The organism is Streptomyces sp. NPDC045899, from assembly GCF_056431485.1.
On sequence record NZ_JBWKKP010000012.1, the window covers coordinates 204,147 to 221,039 of the forward strand.

A 16,893-nucleotide genomic window follows, 5' to 3' on the forward strand; every position below is an offset into this window, starting at 1 on the left:
GCCGACGGCGAGCCGTCAGCAGGTGCAGCCCTCGGCGCGTCCGCACTCTTCGTGCCGGGTGTCAACGGGCCCGTGGTCGACGGCCGGAGCGCAACATCCCTTGCCCTGCCAGGCGTTGCGGCCTTCCTTGACCGCGATGGCCGCGATGGCGAGGGCGGCGATCGGGTCGGCCCAGGCCCAGCCGAGCAACAGGTTGGCCAGCAGGCCGGCCAGGAGGACGGCGGAGAGGTAGGTGCAGAGAAGGGTCTGCTTGGAGTCGGCCACCGCCGAGGCGGATCCCAGTTCGCGGCCGGCCTTGCGCTGAGCGGCTGACAGGAACGGCATGACCATCAGTGAGAGGGCGGCGAGGGCGATCCCGGGAACGGAGTGATCGGCTTCTCCGGTGCCCGTCAGCGCGCGCACGGAGTCGATGGTGACGTAGAGCGCGAGGGCGAGGAACGAGACGGCGATGATCTTCAGAGTGCGGCTCTCACGCGCTTGGCGGGTGCTGTGGTCACGGGCCGAGAACTGCCAGGCGACCGCCGCGGCGGAGGAGACCTCGATGACGGAGTCGAGGCCGAAGCCGATGAGCGCGGTGGACGAGGCGAGCGTACCGGCGGTGATCGCGACGATCGCCTCGATGATGTTGTAGGTGATCGTCGCGGCGACGAGCAGACGTATGCGCCGGGTCAGCGTGTCCCGGCGCGATGGACTCGGGCCGAGGGATATCGCGGTCATTCAGCAACAGCCCTTCAGATCGGCGTCCGGGCAGCTCTTGTCCGCCTCGACGGCGACCATGGCTGCCCGCAGGTCATCCAGGGCGTGGCCCAGGCGTTCATCCGCGAGTTGGTAGCGGGTGCGCCGTCCTTCGGGGAGGGCGACGACCAGACCGCAGTCGCGCAGGCAGGCCAGGTGGTTCGACAGGCGGGTGCGGGAGATCCGCTGGGTGTCGGCGAGGTCCGCGGGGTAGGCCGGAGCCTGGCGCAGGGCGAGCAGGATGCGGCAGCGGATGGGGTCGGCCAGCGCGCGGCCGAAGCGCGCCAGCACCTCGATGTCCGTAGCGAGAGTCAGCACGCCCCGACAGTACATCGAATCCTGAATTCAGAGAATCGTGAATCCAGTGCGTGGTGGGCGGGTCCCCTGCGCGTGAGGGTCGGTCACCCGTGGTCTGCCGGGATGAGTTCGCTGATCAGGCTCTCGACACGGCGTCGGATCTCGTCGCGGATCGGCCGGACGGCCCCGACGCCCTGACCGGCCGGGTCCTCGAGTTTCCAGTCCAGGTAGGTCTTGCCGGGGAAATAAGGGCAGGCATCCCCGCAGCCCATGGTGATGACGACGTCCGAGGCGCGCACGGCTTCGGCTGTCAGCACCTTGGGGGTCTCTGCCGCGATGTCGATCCCGGCTTCCGCCATCGCTTCCACGACGGCGGGGTTGATGCGCTCGGCGGGTGCCGAACCCGCTGAGCGGACCTCCACGCGGTCGCCCGCGAGGTGAGTGAGGAATGCGGCTGCCATCTGAGAGCGGCCCGCGTTGTGGACGCAGACGAACAGCACGGACGGCCTCGTGGGATCAGACACGGGCGGATCCTTCCTGGGCGGGTGCGCGCTCGGCGATGACGGGGGACGGCTGGGGGAAGTGGCGGCGGGCCGCGAGCGCCACGTGGACGAGCCCGATCAGGACGGGGACCTCGATGAGCGGGCCGACGACCCCGGCCAGGGCCTGTCCGGAGGAGGCGCCGAAGGTGGCGATGGCGACGGCGATGGCGAGCTCGAAGTTGTTGCCCGCCGCCGTGAACGCCAGCGTGGTCGAGCGCGGATGGTCCAGACCCGCGGCCCTGCCCAGCGCCATGGACCCGGCCCACATCACGGCGAAGTACACCAGCAGGGGAGCGGCGATCCGAGCCACGTCCATCGGGTGGGAGGTGATCGCCTCACCTTGGAGCGCGAACAGCACGACGATGGTGAACAGCAGCCCGTACAGGGCGAACGGACCGATCCGCGGGATCAGCTTCGTCTCGTACCAGGTCCGTCCCTTGGCCTTCTCGCCCAGGCGCCGGGTGAGGAACCCGGCCATCAGCGGGATCCCGAGGAAGATGAGCACGCTGCGGGCGATCTCCCACATGCTGACGTCGAGAGCGGTCTGTTCCAGGTGGAGCCAGCCGGGCAGCACGGTGAGGTAGAACCAGCCGAGCGCGGCGAAGGCGATCACCTGGAAGACGGAGTTCAGGGCGACGAGGACGGCGGCGGCTTCCCGGTCTCCGCAGGCCAGGTCGTTCCAGATGATGACCATGGCGATGCAGCGGGCCAGGCCGACGATGATCAGGCCGGTGCGGTACTCGGGAAGGTCCGGCAGGAGGAGCCAGGCCAGCGCGAACATGATCGCCGGGCCGAGGACCCAGTTCAGTAGGAGCGAGGGAACCAGCAGCCGGCGGTCCCGGGCGACCGTGCCGAGGTGGTCGTAGCGGACCTTGGCCAGGACCGGGTACATCATCACCAGCAGGCCGAGCGCGATCGGCAGGGAGACACCGGTGACCGTCACCTTCGCCAAGGCGTCGCCGAGCCCGGGCGCGAGCCGCCCCAGGCCGAGCCCGGCGGCCATGGCCAGCACGATCCACACCGCGAGGAAGCGGTCGACGAAGGACAGGCGCGCGGCGACCGGAGGGGGCGAGGGGACTGCGGTCACGAGACGTCCACCGCCGTCGTGGCGCGGTCGGGCAGCGGCTCACCCGCGGGGCGGGTGAGGATCCCCGCGAGCCGGTCGGTCATCTCCGGCAGCAGCCAGTAGTAGACCCACGTGCCACGGCGTTCGCAGTCGATCAGCCCGGCTTGCCGGAGCAGCTTCAGGTGGTGGGAGATCGTGGGCTGTGAGAGGTCGAAGGCGGGGGTCAGATCGCATACGCACACCTCGCCCCCGGCCCGGGAGGCGATCATCGACAACAGCCGGAGCCGGATCGGGTCGCCCAGGGCCTTGAACACCTGCGCCAGCTCGACGGACTGCGCTTCGTCCAGAGGAGCGGTCAGCAGCCCGGGGCAGCAGCCCTCGGAGCCGTCCTGCCCGAACGCCACAAGGTCTTGTTTCGACATTCTTCTATGTTGACGTTCTTCGATCCAAGATGCAACCTTGCATTGAAGGACATCGATACAACCGGATGGGAGACCGCCATGTCCCGCGTACAGCTTGCTCTGAATGTCCCCGACCTCGATGCCTCGGTGGCGTTCTACTCCAAGCTCTTCGGAGTCGAGCCCGCCAAGCGCCGCCCCGGCTACGCCAACTTCGCGATCACCGAGCCGCCGCTGAAGCTGGTGTTGATCGAAGGTGAGGCGGGCCAGGACACCCGGCTCGATCACCTCGGCGTGGAGGTCGCTTCCACCGACCAGGTCAACGCCGCCACCGATCGCCTCAAGGACGCCGGACTCGCCACCTTCGAGGAGAACGACACCTCGTGCTGCTATGCCCTCCAGGACAAGGTGTGGGTTCACGGCCCCGGCAAGGAGCCCTGGGAGGTCTACGTGGTGAAGGCCGACGCGGGCCATCTGGGTAAGGCTGCGGTGCCCGGCGCCGCCGACGCCTGTTGCGCGAACCAGCCCGAGCCGGGGGAGCCCGCGGCTGCCTCCGGCTGCGGCTGCGGAGCCTGATTCGCCGCTCACGACGGATCGTCGAGAGGGCGTGACGAACCATCAGTGGGTGGTCAGGGGCGCCGGATCCGCTCGCGGCCCACTGACACCCTGGGGGTCCGTCAGGTCATGTCAGGTCAGGTGGCCGGGGACGTGTGGTCGGGGAGTCCGGCTCCACCGAGGCGGGTGAGGAGGACGGAGAGCCCTCCGAGGTCCTCCTTGCTCCACATGGTGGCGGAGAAGACCTCGGCGGCGATCTGTTCGGCCGTGGTGCGCATGTCCGCGAGGCGGTCCCGGCCGGTGTCGGTCAGTGCCGCGTAGGCCACCCGCGCATCGCGGGCGTTCGTTTCCCGTGTGACCAGTCCGATCCGTTCCAGCGGCGCCAGCCCCCGGGTCACGCCGGAGGCGGTCAGCCCCAGTGCCTCGGCCAGGTCCACCCGGCGCATCCGGCCGCCGGGTGCCTGTGCCAGACGCAGCAGCATCGTGAAATCGGCCAGGCTCACACCGTGCAGCCCCGACAGACCGGAGTCGAACCGCTTCACGAGGGCCGTCTGGGCCCGCACGAGACGCAGGGACACGTCCAGTGCCTCATTCATTGCTACCTCCTTGACTGCTCAAGCATATGCCGAAAGCTCGAGCAGTCAAGGAAGTATGTCGAGGTGCGGTGACGAGCGCCCGTCCGAGGTGGATGGCGCGGTCGGCTATGGCCGACGGGGCAGGGCGATGGCCGCCCGCGGGATCAGCTGTGCTTCTGTGCCGCGGCGCGTCGCTGCCGCTTGCCCAGTGGTGCCTGGGAGAGGTCCTCGGCCTTGCTCCGGAGGTTCTTGTAGCCGTAGCCACGTTCGGTCAGCCACGTCTTCGCCGCCTCCTCGGCGCGTTCGGTGGCCTCCAGGATGTCCTCCTCTTCCTCTCCGGAGTCCTGGAAGCGGAAGGTGAAGGCGGCACGCGCGGCCAGCTCGTAGCTGAGGTGCCCCTCAGGGGTGAAGGACGCGCGAAGGGGGTCGTGCTCCGCGGCGTCGGCCATGAGTTCGGCCCGTTGATCAGTGCTGAGTCCGTCGAAGACACCGCGGACGGTGATACGGAAAGTACGAGTACTCATCCCTCCACCCTACGGGCGTGCCGGGACCGGCCGGTCTCCGTTGTCGGTCCTCCACTGCAGAATGCGAGCATGAGCGATCCCAAGGCGGAGCTCCTCCGCTATCTGCAGTCCGCCCGTGAAGCGCTGGTGTGGAAGCTCGACGGGCTCTCCGAGTACGACGTCCGCCGGCCCCTGACGCCGACCGGGACCAATCTGCTGGGACTGGTCAAACACGCGGCCGGGGTGGAGCTGGCCTACTTCGGCGACACCTTCGCACGGCCGTACTTCGCTGAGGAGCCCCCGCCGTGGTGGTACACGGAGGACGCCGAACCCAACGCGGACATGTGGGCGACCGCGGAGGAGTCACGTGAGCAGATCGTGGGTCTCTACCACCAGGCGTGGGAGCACGCGAACCGTACCATCGAGTCCTTGGCGCTGAACGCGACCGGCCAGGTTCCATGGTGGCCGCGGGAGCGTCGGGAAGTGACCCTGCATCACATCCTGGTCCGTGTCGTCTCCGACACCCATCGGCATGCGGGCCACGCCGACATCGTCCGGGAGCTCATCGACGGGACGGTCGGGATGTGGAAGGACAACGACGGTATGCCACCGGGCGATCGGGCATGGTGGGAGCGCCACCGGAGCCGATTGGAGCAGGTGGCCCGGGACGCCGACCGCGGCTGACCGGATGGCCGGGTGGTCGGTGGCCACCGGTCGTCGACGTCGGTGGTCCTGCCCGCCGGGTCTGTGTCACGGCGGGCGGTCCAGCGCTGGCGGGCTCCGCGCTCAGCCGGTGACGCCCTGGGCGAAGTGGAAGAAGTCTCCCGGGTCGTACCGGTGCTTCACCTCCGCGAGCCGTGGGTAGTTGGCGCCGTAGTACGCCCGCCGCCAGTCACGCAGGCCAGGGTCGATGAAGTTCTGGTACGCCTCGCCGTTGCCGTAGGCGTCCAGATCACGGCTGAGCCCCCGCAGCCAGCGGAGGTTCGCCGCGACGAGCGCGGCGTCGTCCTGTTCGGCCCAGGTCGTCTCGGAGGCCAGCAGGAAGCCGGCGGTGCGGTGGATGAACGCGGTCTCCCGGGGCGCGACGTCGCCGATCGCGCCGCCCCACGCGAACACGGCGACGCCCGCGCCGTCGGGGTTGGAGCTGCCGGGCCAGTCGTCAACGGCTTCCATGAACACCTCGACACCGCGCTCGGGCAGCGGGCTGTCCAGGTAGCGGGAGGTCACGGCGTACCGGTCGCTCGGGACACTGTGGTAGAAGAAGTCCTTGGCCTGCCAGAACGTCCGGTTGTCGATCAGCACCCGCTTCGGCCGCGCGGCCCGCAGGACGGGCGTGAGCAGGTCCCGCAGATCGTCCGCGCTCCCGAAGAACTGTCCGAGGGCCGACACCTTCCGCGCGGCTCTGATCTCCGGGCGGGTCCGGCCCGCACTGCCTCCGCCGATGCGGCAGGAGAACGTGTTCGGCGCCTCCGCCGCCAGGGCCTGGACGGCCGCGAACGCCGCGGGTGTGTCCTGCCAGTCCCAGTCGAGCTGGTAGACCGCCACCGTGTCCACGGGCGTGGTGCGGAAGGTGAACTCGGTGTTGATGCCGAAGTTGCCTCCGCCACCGCCCCGGCAGGCCCAGAACAGGTCCGGGTGGCGCGTCTCGTCGCACACCAGGGAGTTGCCCGCGGCCGTCACCACCCTGGTGCACGCCAGGGCGTCGGCGGTCAGGCCCAGCTGCCGTGAGCTGAAGCCGAAACCGCCGCCCAGAGTCAGTCCGCTGATGCCGACCGTGGGGCAACGCCCCGCGGAGATGGCCAGGTTGTGCGGCTGGAGGGCGGAGTAGATGCCGCTGTTCCGCGCGCCCGCTCCCACGGTGACGGTGCCCGCCTCGCGGTCCGGCCGCACATCGTTCAACTGCCCCAGGTCCACCAGCAGTCCCCTGGTGGCGGAGTATCCGCCGTAGCTGTGTCCGCCGGACCGGGCAACGAGATGGATGCCGGTCCGCTGCGCCCACAGGATCGCGGTCCGCACATCACGGGCGGTGTGGCAGACGACGACCCCGGCGGGGCGCCTGGCGTCGTACCGGAGGTTCTGCGGATGGCCCCACTCGCCGTAGCCGTCGTCCTCGGGCCGGATCAGTGTGCCGTCCAGGCCGCGCGCGAGTTCGTCCCACGCGATGTCCGGAAGGGCGCCGCGTGGCGCGGCGTGGACGAGCCCGCCGAATCCCGTGAAGGCCGACCCGATGGCTGTCGCGCCGACGGCCGCACCTCCGTGGAGTACCCGCCGTCTGCTGACCGCCGTCATGGCGAACCCACCTCACCGATGAAGAGATCCATGGCGGTGAGTCTCGCGGCTGACCCGCGCCGACGCGCGGTGAGGCACGTCGAACCGCACACACGTCACTCCTTGGAGATGGCCCTGCCTCTGAGCGGGGCCACGTCCGGCTGATGATCGGACCGGCCCTGCCGGGAAGGGGACCTTCCCGTGGCGCGGAAGACGACGAGGGCGACGGCGAGTGTCCAGACCTGTGAGGTACAGGCGGCGATCCGTTCCGTACCGCCGAGGCCGATACCAGGGTCGTGGCGCGCGAAGAACATCCAGGTCGCGAGGATCGCGGTGGCGGCGAGACCGAGGCTCACGAACCGCGCCCGGCCGAGCGGTGAGCCCTTGCGGACCCATCCGGCGCACAGCAGCCCGAGGTTGCCCAGTCCCATGATGAGGAGCGCGCCGATGACGTGCAGATCCTCGTTCACGTCTGCCGGGACCATCCCGACCAGGAGCCAGCCCGCCGCGCCGACGGCGAACAGGGTCCGAGCGGTCCATGCCATCGCTCCCCGGCCCCAGACGAATCCGGTGAGCACCATGCCGGTCAGCAGGAGAACACCCTGGACGACGAAGGACGCGTTCATGGCGGTGTGCAGCGGGGAGCAGACGTAGCGTGGACGGGACTCGTCCCACATCCGGCACCGGACGTTGCCCAGATCGCTGATGTTGTTCTCCCCCCAGCTGTAGGGAGTCCGCCACCGGGACCCCACGATCAGCTGCACCACCAGGAACTGCGCCGCGTTCAGCGCCCACGCGGCGGCGCCGATCCTGGCCACCGCCCGCCGGGGGGTCCCGGGACTCGATATGAACCTCGACTTCACAACTGCCTCTCCGTGCACGTGAATCGGCCGCGCTCACCGAGCGCGGAACGGTCGTGAGACACGTTCGCAGCGGGAGAGGCCCGACACATCACGGCCGGGAGTGAAGTGCGGCCCCCTCCTGATGGGGATGCCGCCTGGCTCTTCCGGGGGATCGGCCGACGGTGGCCGCCGAGCGGATCACACCGCTTCCTCCGAGGAGAGGCGGTCGCGCCGCCGGATCAACCCCTGCGACCTCAGCAGTGCGACGGTCACCCCGGCGCCGACGGGGACGACGGGCCAGTACACGGGCGCCTTCCCCAGGGCACCGCAGATCAGGAGCGCGAATATCGCCGCCGTTCCGACGATGAGGCCGGGCCACAACGCTCCGAACCGGTCGTCCCGGGTCAGCCGGATCCGGGAGGTCCGGCGCGCCAGATACGCGCGCGCGGCCACGGCCAGGGCGATCAGATAGCCCATGGTCGGCGGATACAGCACGAACAGCGTGCCGTCCACGGGGGTGATATGCCAGCCGGGCCACACAGGGTGCCCCGCGATCTCCACGACCCGCCCGTGCCACAGGCCCACCTCGACCGTCCGGCCCTTGCTGAGTTCCTGCGCGGCGTCGGACCCGATCTCGTCGACGGTCCTCCGCTCCCCGTCCACGCGTAGTTCGACCGAGTACGAGCTGGAGGTGAACGGCTTCCCTCCGCCGTCCTGACCACCGCCGGTCTCTCCGGAGGTCGTGTGGGAGTTCGTCTTCACCACGGTGGCCCACGCCGTCCGCAGGGACCCGGCCGACCGGGCGTGCGCAATGGCGGTCTCCTCATAGGTGCGGAGGGCGAGCATGACCACCAGCACCGTCATGACGAGGTGGAACACCACACGACCGATGCGTCTTCCCGGGCTCTTGACCGCGCTCGCGTGCATTGCCCCCCTGGCTCCGATGCCTACCGACAGGAGAAATACCCTGCGGACGCGAGGGTTCACCGTCAGCCGCCCCGGCAAGCGTGCCTGCTTCTGCGGGGGCGTCTGTGGCGGGCAGCTCTCACGTCCGGTCGCCGGGAGCCCGGCTGGGACTGCGGTTGCGTCGGGTGGGCGAGGGTCCCGTGCTGGAACGGACGATCAGTTCGGGACGCAGCACCTGGTTGTCCACCTTCTCGCCACCGATCATGCGCAGGGCTTCATTCGCCGCCACCGCGCCGAGTTCGCGCAGCGGGGATCGGACCGTCGTCAGGGGAACGTGCAACTCGGACGCCTCGGGTACGTCGTTGAATCCGATGACGCTGATGTCCTCGCCGACCCGCTGACCGCGTTCCCGCAGGAGTCCCATGAGCCCGATCGCCGCGGCGTCGTTGACGACGAAGAACGCGGTGGGCGGGTCGGGGAGTTCGAGCAGTCGGGTGCCCGCCTCCCGTCCCGCGGACGGGTAGATGGTGGAGTGGATGACCAGTTCGTCGGTGACCTCGACACCGCGGTTGCGGGCCGCATCGCGGAACCCCCGGACGCGGTTGTTCAGGCTACGCGCGTAGTCCATGCCCGCGATCACGCCGAGTCGCCGGTGTCCCAGATCGATCAAGTGCTCGGCCGCGAGTCGCCCGCCGAGCTCATCGTCGCAGGTGATCGAAGGGAAGCCGGGGAAGGAGCGGTTCACCAGGAGGATGGGGACGCCCCGGTCGGCGATCTCGGTGACGTACGGATCGTCTTCCCGGTTGTCCGCCATGATCAGTCCGCCGACCCGGTGGCTGAGGAGCATCCTGGACCGCGAGCGCTGGAGTTCGGGGTCGTCCCAGGTGCTCGCGACGACCGCCTGCCACCCCTGCTGCGAGAGGGTGTGGTCGATCCCCTCGAAGATCGTGGAGAGGACCTGGTCGGTGAGGCGGGGGACGAGGACCCCGATGGTCTGCATCCGCTGGTTCCGCAGGCCGGCCGCGATGAGGTCGGGGGTCCACCCCAGCTCCTCGGCCAGCTTTCTGATGCGGAGGACCTGGGCGTCCTGGCTGGTCGAGCGCAGGGCTCGCGAAACAGTCGATTTGTGTACCCCGGCAGCCCTGGCAATGTCGTTGAGCGTCACGCGCCGTACACCCCATGTGTCCACGCCAGCATTCTAAGGGAGACCCATTGACGCAGGTGGATGAGGAACCTACGTTGGATGCAATCGATTGCACACGGGTCCCGCAGGCGGCGGTTGTTTCCGCAATCGATTGCATGCAATCGATTGCACATAACTTTCCAAGGGAGGTGCACTGGATGGCCATGCGTAACTATCGCTACGTCGTGATGAGCCTGATGGCATTGATGGTGATCATCAACTATGTGGACCGGGGTGCCATCGCCTATGCCTCCGGCCCGATCACCAGCGAGTTCGGCCTGGACAAGGCCGCCTGGGGCTCGGTCCTGGGCTACTTCGGTTACGGCTACATGGTGGGCGCCCTGCTGGGCGGCATGCTGGCCGACACCAAGGGACCGAAGTGGATGTGGATGCTCTCGGGCACCGCGTGGTCGGTGCTGGAAGTCGGCATGATCTTTGCGGGGGACGTCGGCGTCGCTCTGTTCGGTGGATCGGCGCTGGTGGGCTTCGCGGTCTTCCGTGTGCTGTTCGGACTTGCCGAAGGGCCCGCCTTCGTCACCATCAACCGCACCCTCGCGGTCTGGGCCGCACCCTCCGAACGCGGTACCGCCATCGGACTCGGAGTTCTCGGCACACCGCTGGGTGCCCTCCTGACCGCGCCCATCGCCGTCGGTCTGCTGGCGCTGGGGAGCTGGCGTGTGATGTTCGTCGTGCTCGGCCTGGCAGGTCTGGTGTGGGTGGCCCTGTGGACACGGGTGTTCACCGACAGTCCCGCCGATCACCCCAAAGTCGGCCCGGCCGAGCGGGAACTGCTGAAACCAGGCTCCGATGATGTGGCCGCCCGGCCTGCCGGCAAGGGCCTGGGCGCCGAGACCTGGCGCACGTTCTTCGGTAGCCGGTCGCTCGTGGCCAACACCGTGGGTTTCTTCGCCTTCCTCTACGTCAACTTCCTGCTGCTGACCTGGACTCCGAAGTACCTCGAGGACGAGTTCGGCTTCAGCCTGTCCTCACTGTGGTACCTCGGCATGGTGCCCTGGACGGGTGCGTGCGTCACGATCCTGCTCGGCGGAAGGATCTCCGACTGGCTGGCCCGCCGGACCGGCAATCTGAAGATCGCCCGTTCCTGGCTCGCGTTCGTCAGCCTGGCGCTCACCGGTGCCGTCTTCCTCTGCATTCCGCTCGTCGACAGCCCGTATGCCGTGCTGACGCTCCTGGCTGTGGGCAATGCGCTGAATTTCCTTCCCGACACCGTCTACTGGGCTGTGGTCGTCGACATCGCGGCAGCGCGCGCCGGCACATTCAGCGGCATCATGCACTTCTTCGCCAATGTCGCGACGATCCTCGCGCCGACACTGACCGGTTTCCTCGTGTCCGAGCACGGGTACGGCGCCATGTTCATCGGGGCAGGGGTGGCCTGCGTACTGGGCATGCTGGCCATGGTGTTCGTGGACCCGCGCCAGAAGGTGACATTCGGATCGCACCGGACGAAGCCGGCGGTGTCGGTGTGATGGGCGGGCGGGAGGACGCCGCCTGGGCGTCGGTGGAGTCGCTGGCCCGTGGCGTGCGAGCAGGTGAGCTCGACCCCGTGGAGCTGACCGAGCGCGCGATCGAGCGCGCGCTGCTGGCGGGCAGCCTCGGTGCGGTCGTTCATCTCGACGCCGAAGGTGCTCGGCGTGCTGCCCGGGCCGTGGCGAGCAGCCGCCAGGGCCGTCTGGCAGGTGTCCCGGTGCTGGTGAAGGAGATCATCGAGGTGCGTGGAATGCCTCACCGCTGCGGATCGAGGGTCTTCGCCAACAGGATGGGCGTCCACGACGCCACGATCGTACGGCGCGCCAGGGAAGCGGGCGCGGTGATCATCGGACTCAGCCACAGCCACGAGTTCGCCTACGGATGCACCGGAACCTCCAACCGGCTGGGGCCCTGCCGGCATCCGGCCGACTCAGCCCGTATGACCGGCGGCTCCAGCAGCGGCTCGGCGGCCGCGGTCTCAGCGGGCGTGGTCCCGCTGGCTCTCGGCTCCGATACCGCGGGTTCGGTCCGCGTCCCCGCCGCGCTCTGTGGCGTCGTCGGAGTGAAGCCGGCCCGCGGAACACTGCCGTTGGACGGCGTCTTCCCCTTGTCGCCCAGTCTGGACCATGCCGGTGTGCTCACCGGGTCCGTGGCCGATGCCAGGCTCGCCGTCGAGGTTCTGGGCGCGGCCGATCTGTCCGGGTGGTCGCTGTCCGGGCCGCCGACGCTGGGCCGGCTCGCGAATCCGGAACCCGGGGAGTGTGCCCCGACGGTCGGCGATGCCTACCGCGCCGCCCTCCACCGACTGGCCGCTGCCGGAGCCTCATTCGTGGATATCGCCCTGCCCGACTGGCCGGAGATGAACGAAACGGCCCTCGACCTTCAGGGGCCTGAGGCACATGTCGTCCATGCGGAGATCCTGGCCCGTCAGCCCGGGGACTACCAGCCTGACGTTCGTGAGCGACTGCTCGCCGGGTCCCGGGTTCCGCCCTGGCGGCACGCGAGGGCACGCGCACACGCCTCGATGATCGGTGCCGCGGTGGACGAGCTGTTGCACACCGTCGACGCCGTCGTCCTGCCGACCGTGCCCATCACCGCCCCTGCCCTTGACGCGCGTCAGGTGGGGCACACCGGGAAACCACGGCCGGTCAGGGAGCTGTTGCTCCGCAACACACGTCCTATGAACCTCACCGGGCATCCGGCCCTGAGCCTGCCCCTGCCGACTTCCGGACTCCCGATAGGGCTGCAACTCGTCGGAGCCGGTGACCCACGCGTCCTGGCGGTCGCGGAATGGGTCGAGCAAGTGATCAACGACAAGGAGATGTCTTCATGACCGCGAGTCAGCGCCTGATCGACCTCGGGCTCGTACTGCCGATGGTGGTGCCTCCCACGGCAGTCTACGTACCGGCCAAGAGGGCGGGAAACCTGCTCTTCACCTCAGGACAGATGCCCTACGAGGACGGCAGGCTCCGGACCGTAGGAAAGGTCGGGGCCGAGGTGGACCCCCTGCGCGGGCAGGAGTTGGCCCGGGCATGCGCACTCAACGCCCTTGCCGTGATCGACAAGGAGATCGGCATCGACGCAGTGGTGGACGTGGTGAAGGTGACCGGATTTGTCGCCTCGGCCGAGGGGTTCACCGACCAGCCGGCTGTGATCAACGGGGCATCGGCCCTGCTGGAGAAGGTATTCGGGGACGCGGGCAAGCACGCCCGCTCAGCCATCGGCATGGCGGAGCTGCCCATGGGGGCGCCGGTCGAACTGGAGGTGATCGTCACGTTCGCGTAAGCGCCCGGGACTTCGAGGGCCGGGCGGTGCACAGCGCGCCAGCCGATGGCAGAGGCATGCGCGCCGCCCGGCCCCCTACCCGACCCGGCGCGTCCTCCGCGGTGCCCCGGCCCCGCGAGGTCGTTCAGCCCGCGAGGTCGTGGGCTCGAGGACTCGGAGTGCACGCCGGGGGAAGTGCCGCTCCTGCCGCAGCACCACAGCGTCGTGGTTGCCCCCACCGGATTGCCCACGGAGGCGTTCATGTTGCCTACCACCCTGTTCCACACCTCCCGCGAGGGTGCGACGCTCACCGGCTCGATGCTGCTCCGCCGTGCCCTCCGGGAGCACCACTCCGCCCGGGGTGACACAGAGCGATGACCACCATCTCGAGCGGCCATGTGGTGAACCTCTACCGCTGGACCAGCAGTACCGCGAACCCGACTGCCGAAGCGCGCTCCGCCTTGCGCCGGGCCCTGGACCGGACCGGCTTGCCGGCGGAGCTCATCGGCGACAGCGTTCTGGCGGCGTCGGAACTCATTGCGAACGCGGACGAGCACGCCGTGGGTCCGTACGAGCTGCGTCTGCGCCGTACGGGCGGGGAGGTCATCTGTGAAGTCCTGGACCACGATCCCCGACTCCCGGAAGCCCGCGGCCACCCCTCCGCCTCTGTTCTCGAGCCGGAACCCGAGGACGGCGGAGGGAGTTCGTACGCCTCCTGCGCCGCGCTGCCCGAGCAAGGACGGGGACTGCACATCGTGCACAGCCTCACCAGCGGGCGATGGGGCATACGGAAGCTCGGCGACGGTGCCAAGGTGGCGTGGATCGCGCTGCCGCTGCCGCCTGCCGGTACCCGTGACTGAGCGATGCGCGCCCCCGTACGAGCCGGCCCGGCCGGAGGGCGGGCAACCGGGAACACGAACGGGACCCCGTTGCCCGCTGTACGAAGCGAGTTGTCTCGCTCGCACGCACCCGTGAACGCGTACGAGGAGTGGATGAGGTGCGGAAGAAGCATGTGCGTGGGGCTCAACCAGCCGTTGAGGACACCGCGCCAGGCACAAATGATCCGGCCGGCCTGCCGGACGAGGAACTCAGCCGGTGCGTCCAGGCGGGTGCCCCCGAGGCCGGCCCGGCCATGGAGGAGCTCCGTCGGCGTCATAGGTCCGCGGTCCTTGCCTACGCGCGTCTCGCCGCCCGGAACGAGGAGACCGCCAGGCAGCTCGCCGCCCAGACCTTCTCGGAGGCGGCGGTGGAGGCGTGCCGGGGCATCGACCCCCCGGGGCCCTGGGGATACCACCTGCTGCTGCTGGTCCAGCGCGTGGCCGACGATCGGATTGCGAACGGGCAGGAAGCGCGGCTGGCTCCCCATCTGACCGACTGGATCGAGAAGGGGCGACAGCCGCCGTGCGACGAGCTGCCGCCCGGCACCTCATCCGTCCTGCGCGCTGCATTCCGCTGCCTTCCTCCCCGCACCCGCGGCGTCCTTTGGTACGGAGTCGTGGAGAAGGAACCGGCATCCCATGTGGCCCTGTTCCTGGGCGTTGCCCCGACGTCCGTACCACTGCTGACATCCCAGGCGTTGAAGGCCGTACGCCAGGCCTACCTGCACCGTTATTCACAGGACACCGACAACGCCACCTGCCGGGCCTTCCACCGTCTGATGGAGGCCGCGACGGAGGCGGCCGCCGGGCAGCGGGAAGAGGACCTCGATGAGCACCTCTCCCGATGTCCGTGCTGCCGGCAGGCGATGGACGAGCTCCACGCGCTCCGGCGGGATCCAGGGAACACCCTTGCCGAGCGCCTGCTCGGGTGGGGCGCGGCGGAGTACGTCACTGACTGTCCATCCCGGGACCTCACCGCCTCGATCGTCACGGCGGATCTCCAGCCCGCCGTGTCCGCTCTCCTCCGGGCCGACACAGCTTCCGCCCGCTCTGACGGGCGGGCGGACCGGGACGTGTCGTGGGTCCTGCCGTTCCTCCTCCTCTCCCTGGCCGTGGTGGGGGGTGTCACGGTCGCATTTCACCTGTCCGACACGGGGAACCGGGCACCGGAGGCAGCTGTCGGCGGCGACCTGCCGCCCGTGCCTCTTCCGCCCGCGCCGTCCACTCCTGCCGCTACGTTCACCACCGAGGGCCCGCCGGACCCGGGCCCTTCGACGCCGCGACCCACCAGGGCGACCAGGACGCCCACTCCGGCGCCCACAGCTTCCACCTCGCCTTCGGCGACGGTGCCCCCCGTCCTCGGCGGAAGGTTCTCCCCGCTGGTGAACGCCGGTTCCGGGCTCTGCCTGGACGTGGCGTCCCCCGAGCTCGCACAGCGTCCGGACGTGATGACCGCCCCCTGCGGCGGCTCCCGCTCGCAGCAATGGGGGCTGGACGAGCGTGGGCTGGTGCACCTGGGGGAGAACCCCGACTTCTGCCTCGACACCCGGGGCAGCACGGAGGGGAACGTGGGCGTCTGGCCCTGCAATCCCATCGAGGGAAGTCAACCGCAGAACCTGGTCTTCAGGGCCGATCCGTCGGGAAGCATACGGCCGCTGATCGCTCCGGGGTTCGAACTCACCCCGCAGAATGCGACGTCCGGCAGCAGGGTCGGGCTCCGTCCGGCCGCGGACGAAGACGGCCATCGCTGGACGGCCGGGCAGGGCCCGGCGTCATGAGGAACACCGGATCTGTCCCTCTCCGGCAGCCGAGGTGGTGGCGGGGCGTGGTTCAGTTGTTGATACGGTCCATGAGCTGCTCCGGGTAGCGCAGTCCCGCGGCCGCGCCGGGCGGCAGGGCTTGATCGAGCGCCGCGAGGTGCGCTTGGTCCAGGCGGACATCTGCTGCCGCCGCGTTCTCCTCGAGGTACGCGATGCGCTTGGTGCCCGGGATGGGCACGATGTTCTCGCCCTGGTGCAACAGCCAGGCGAGGGCGAGCTGCGTCGGCGACGTTCCGATGTCGGTGGCGAGGGCGCGGACCTGTTCGGCCAGGCGCAGATTGTGACGGAGGTTTTCCCCCTGGAAGCGCGGGTCGACCCGGCGGTAGTCGTCTTGGGCGAGCGAGGCGAGGTCGGTCACGGCGCCGGAGAGGAAACCGCGGCCCACGGGGGAGTACGGGACGAGGGCGATGCCCAGGTCGCGCGCTGTGGGCAGGATGTCCTCCTCCACCGAGCGCTCCCACAGTGAGTACTCGGTCTGCAGGGCGGCCACCGGGTGGACCGAGTGGGCACGGCGCAAGGTCGCTGCGCTGACCTCGGACAGCCCGATATGGCGGATCTTTCCCGCGGCGACGAGTTCGGCCAGGGCGCCGACGGTGTCTTCGATCGGGACCTGCGGGTCGCGTCGGTGCAGGTAGTACAGGTCGATGTGGTCCAGTCCGAGGCGGGCGAGTGAGGCATCGACCGCCTGCTTTGCATACTCGGGGGTCGAGTCGACGGTGACGCTGTTCCCGTGCCGGCGGGCGCCGAATTTGGTGGCCACGACGGCCTTCTCGCGACGGCGGCCGGCCAGGGCGCGGCCGAGCAGTTCCTCATTGTGGCCGGAACCGTAGACGTCGGCGGTGTCGAGCAGGTTCACGCCGAGGTCGAGGGCGCGGTGGATGGTGGCGATCGACTGGGTGTCGTCGACGGCTCCGTAGAACTCCGACATGCCCATGAGGCCGAGTCCGAGGGGGTGGACCGTAGGCCCGTCGGTACCGAGGGTGCGCAGTTTCATGGTGCGGCTCCTTCTGCGTGAAGTGTGGAGGTGCGCGTCTGGCGGCGCTCTCATGGACATGAAGTTATGATGCATAACC

At 69.4% G+C, this 16,893-nt stretch carries 19 protein-coding genes; 7 read left to right on the top strand and 12 right to left on the bottom strand.

The window, feature by feature from the left end; genetic code table 11:
* Nucleotides 1-15: 15 nt before the first annotated feature.
* From AC07FT_RS20035 to AC07FT_RS20055, 5 genes are all read right to left on the bottom strand, one after another.
* Nucleotides 16-717, bottom strand: coding sequence for a cation efflux transmembrane domain-containing protein (locus tag AC07FT_RS20035; RefSeq protein ID WP_479177393.1), 702 nt, complete (start codon nucleotides 715-717; stop codon nucleotides 16-18).
* Nucleotides 718-1,053: an ArsR/SmtB family transcription factor gene (locus tag AC07FT_RS20040; RefSeq protein ID WP_479177394.1), complete on the bottom strand. Its 336-nt coding sequence runs from the start codon at nucleotides 1,051-1,053 to the stop codon at nucleotides 718-720. It abuts the gene before it with no gap.
* 83 nt (nucleotides 1,054-1,136) lie between these two features.
* Nucleotides 1,137-1,556, bottom strand: a complete 420-nt coding sequence (locus tag AC07FT_RS20045) for an arsenate reductase ArsC (RefSeq protein ID WP_479177396.1) — start codon at nucleotides 1,554-1,556, stop codon at nucleotides 1,137-1,139.
* Complete coding sequence (arsB, locus tag AC07FT_RS20050) at nucleotides 1,549-2,661, bottom strand: ACR3 family arsenite efflux transporter (RefSeq protein ID WP_479177397.1); 1,113 nt, start codon at nucleotides 2,659-2,661, stop codon at nucleotides 1,549-1,551. Before arsB ends, AC07FT_RS20045 begins: the two co-directional genes overlap by 8 nt.
* Complete coding sequence (locus AC07FT_RS20055; RefSeq protein WP_479177398.1) at nucleotides 2,658-3,062, bottom strand: ArsR/SmtB family transcription factor; 405 nt, start codon at nucleotides 3,060-3,062, stop codon at nucleotides 2,658-2,660. Before AC07FT_RS20055 ends, arsB begins: the two co-directional genes overlap by 4 nt.
* A gap of 78 nt (nucleotides 3,063-3,140) precedes the next feature.
* Here AC07FT_RS20055 and AC07FT_RS20060 point away from each other — a divergent pair, with 78 nt between their 5' ends.
* Nucleotides 3,141-3,614 (top strand): ArsI/CadI family heavy metal resistance metalloenzyme, encoded by a 474-nt coding sequence (locus AC07FT_RS20060; protein ID WP_479177400.1) that lies wholly within the window; start codon nucleotides 3,141-3,143, stop codon nucleotides 3,612-3,614.
* Between the two features lie 116 nt (nucleotides 3,615-3,730).
* Here the strand turns inward: AC07FT_RS20060 and AC07FT_RS20065 are convergent, their stop codons facing one another.
* Together AC07FT_RS20065 and AC07FT_RS20070 are read right to left on the bottom strand one after the other, a co-directional pair.
* A complete protein-coding gene (locus AC07FT_RS20065) occupies nucleotides 3,731-4,189 on the bottom strand; it encodes a MarR family winged helix-turn-helix transcriptional regulator (RefSeq protein ID WP_479177401.1) in 459 nt (152 codons plus the stop codon).
* Between the two features lie 143 nt (nucleotides 4,190-4,332).
* The gene (locus AC07FT_RS20070; RefSeq protein ID WP_479177402.1) at nucleotides 4,333-4,692 is read right to left on the bottom strand and encodes a DUF6204 family protein; all 360 of its coding nucleotides are present in this window, start codon (nucleotides 4,690-4,692) and stop codon (nucleotides 4,333-4,335) included.
* A 69-nt stretch (nucleotides 4,693-4,761) separates the two neighbouring features.
* On the opposite strand from AC07FT_RS20070, the gene AC07FT_RS20075 reads away from it, so the two are divergent.
* On the top strand, nucleotides 4,762-5,355 hold the full coding sequence (locus tag AC07FT_RS20075) for a DinB family protein (RefSeq protein ID WP_479177403.1): 594 nt from the start codon (nucleotides 4,762-4,764) through the stop codon (nucleotides 5,353-5,355).
* Between the two features lie 102 nt (nucleotides 5,356-5,457).
* Here the strand turns inward: AC07FT_RS20075 and AC07FT_RS20080 are convergent, their stop codons facing one another.
* The 4 genes from AC07FT_RS20080 to AC07FT_RS20095 form a co-directional block, all read right to left on the bottom strand.
* Nucleotides 5,458-6,960, bottom strand: coding sequence for an FAD-binding oxidoreductase (locus AC07FT_RS20080; protein ID WP_479177404.1), 1,503 nt, complete (start codon nucleotides 6,958-6,960; stop codon nucleotides 5,458-5,460).
* A 95-nt stretch (nucleotides 6,961-7,055) separates the two neighbouring features.
* Complete coding sequence (locus AC07FT_RS20085) at nucleotides 7,056-7,802, bottom strand: DUF998 domain-containing protein (protein ID WP_479177405.1); 747 nt, start codon at nucleotides 7,800-7,802, stop codon at nucleotides 7,056-7,058.
* A gap of 177 nt (nucleotides 7,803-7,979) precedes the next feature.
* Complete coding sequence (locus AC07FT_RS20090; RefSeq protein ID WP_479177406.1) at nucleotides 7,980-8,708, bottom strand: hypothetical protein; 729 nt, start codon at nucleotides 8,706-8,708, stop codon at nucleotides 7,980-7,982.
* Between the two features lie 118 nt (nucleotides 8,709-8,826).
* Nucleotides 8,827-9,876 (bottom strand): LacI family DNA-binding transcriptional regulator, encoded by a 1,050-nt coding sequence (locus tag AC07FT_RS20095; RefSeq protein WP_479177407.1) that lies wholly within the window; start codon nucleotides 9,874-9,876, stop codon nucleotides 8,827-8,829.
* 152 nt (nucleotides 9,877-10,028) lie between these two features.
* Between AC07FT_RS20095 and AC07FT_RS20100 the strand changes: the two genes are divergently transcribed.
* The 5 genes from AC07FT_RS20100 (at nucleotide 10,029) to AC07FT_RS20120 (ending at nucleotide 15,778) form a co-directional block, all read left to right on the top strand.
* Nucleotides 10,029-11,357, top strand: coding sequence for an MFS transporter (locus AC07FT_RS20100; protein ID WP_479177408.1), 1,329 nt, complete (start codon nucleotides 10,029-10,031; stop codon nucleotides 11,355-11,357).
* Nucleotides 11,357-12,691: an amidase gene (locus AC07FT_RS20105; RefSeq protein ID WP_479177410.1), complete on the top strand. Its 1,335-nt coding sequence runs from the start codon at nucleotides 11,357-11,359 to the stop codon at nucleotides 12,689-12,691. Before AC07FT_RS20100 ends, AC07FT_RS20105 begins: the two co-directional genes overlap by 1 nt.
* Complete coding sequence (locus AC07FT_RS20110) at nucleotides 12,688-13,143, top strand: RidA family protein (RefSeq protein WP_479177411.1); 456 nt, start codon at nucleotides 12,688-12,690, stop codon at nucleotides 13,141-13,143. The genes AC07FT_RS20105 and AC07FT_RS20110 overlap by 4 nt, the downstream gene beginning before the upstream one ends.
* A 353-nt stretch (nucleotides 13,144-13,496) precedes the next feature.
* Complete coding sequence (locus tag AC07FT_RS20115; RefSeq protein WP_479177412.1) at nucleotides 13,497-13,982, top strand: ATP-binding protein; 486 nt, start codon at nucleotides 13,497-13,499, stop codon at nucleotides 13,980-13,982.
* A gap of 272 nt (nucleotides 13,983-14,254) precedes the next feature.
* A complete protein-coding gene (locus tag AC07FT_RS20120) occupies nucleotides 14,255-15,778 on the top strand; it encodes a ricin-type beta-trefoil lectin domain protein (RefSeq protein WP_479177413.1) in 1,524 nt (507 codons plus the stop codon).
* A 52-nt stretch (nucleotides 15,779-15,830) separates the two neighbouring features.
* On the opposite strand, the gene AC07FT_RS20125 is transcribed toward AC07FT_RS20120, so the two are convergent.
* Nucleotides 15,831-16,814 (bottom strand): aldo/keto reductase, encoded by a 984-nt coding sequence (locus tag AC07FT_RS20125; RefSeq protein WP_479177414.1) that lies wholly within the window; start codon nucleotides 16,812-16,814, stop codon nucleotides 15,831-15,833.
* Between the last annotated feature and the right edge of the window lie 79 nt (nucleotides 16,815-16,893).

What these genes read in the sequence shown, in the direction of transcription:
- AC07FT_RS20035 (WP_479177393.1), bottom strand. Translation starts at nt 717, where the DNA reads ATGACCGCGATATCCCTCGGCCCGAGTCCATCGCGCCGGGACACGCTG.
- AC07FT_RS20055 (WP_479177398.1), bottom strand. Translation starts at nt 3,062, where the DNA reads ATGTCGAAACAAGACCTTGTGGCGTTCGGGCAGGACGGCTCCGAGGGC.
- AC07FT_RS20060 (WP_479177400.1), top strand. Translation starts at nt 3,141, where the DNA reads ATGTCCCGCGTACAGCTTGCTCTGAATGTCCCCGACCTCGATGCCTCG.
- AC07FT_RS20065 (WP_479177401.1), bottom strand. Translation starts at nt 4,189, where the DNA reads ATGAATGAGGCACTGGACGTGTCCCTGCGTCTCGTGCGGGCCCAGACG.
- AC07FT_RS20070 (WP_479177402.1), bottom strand. Translation starts at nt 4,692, where the DNA reads ATGAGTACTCGTACTTTCCGTATCACCGTCCGCGGTGTCTTCGACGGA.
- AC07FT_RS20075 (WP_479177403.1), top strand. Translation starts at nt 4,762, where the DNA reads ATGAGCGATCCCAAGGCGGAGCTCCTCCGCTATCTGCAGTCCGCCCGT.
- AC07FT_RS20080 (WP_479177404.1), bottom strand. Translation starts at nt 6,960, where the DNA reads ATGACGGCGGTCAGCAGACGGCGGGTACTCCACGGAGGTGCGGCCGTC.
- AC07FT_RS20090 (WP_479177406.1), bottom strand. Translation starts at nt 8,708, where the DNA reads ATGCACGCGAGCGCGGTCAAGAGCCCGGGAAGACGCATCGGTCGTGTG.
- AC07FT_RS20100 (WP_479177408.1), top strand. Translation starts at nt 10,029, where the DNA reads ATGGCCATGCGTAACTATCGCTACGTCGTGATGAGCCTGATGGCATTG.
- AC07FT_RS20105 (WP_479177410.1), top strand. Translation starts at nt 11,357, where the DNA reads ATGGGCGGGCGGGAGGACGCCGCCTGGGCGTCGGTGGAGTCGCTGGCC.
- AC07FT_RS20110 (WP_479177411.1), top strand. Translation starts at nt 12,688, where the DNA reads ATGACCGCGAGTCAGCGCCTGATCGACCTCGGGCTCGTACTGCCGATG.
- AC07FT_RS20115 (WP_479177412.1), top strand. Translation starts at nt 13,497, where the DNA reads ATGACCACCATCTCGAGCGGCCATGTGGTGAACCTCTACCGCTGGACC.
- AC07FT_RS20120 (WP_479177413.1), top strand. Translation starts at nt 14,255, where the DNA reads ATGGAGGAGCTCCGTCGGCGTCATAGGTCCGCGGTCCTTGCCTACGCG.
- AC07FT_RS20125 (WP_479177414.1), bottom strand. Translation starts at nt 16,814, where the DNA reads ATGAAACTGCGCACCCTCGGTACCGACGGGCCTACGGTCCACCCCCTC.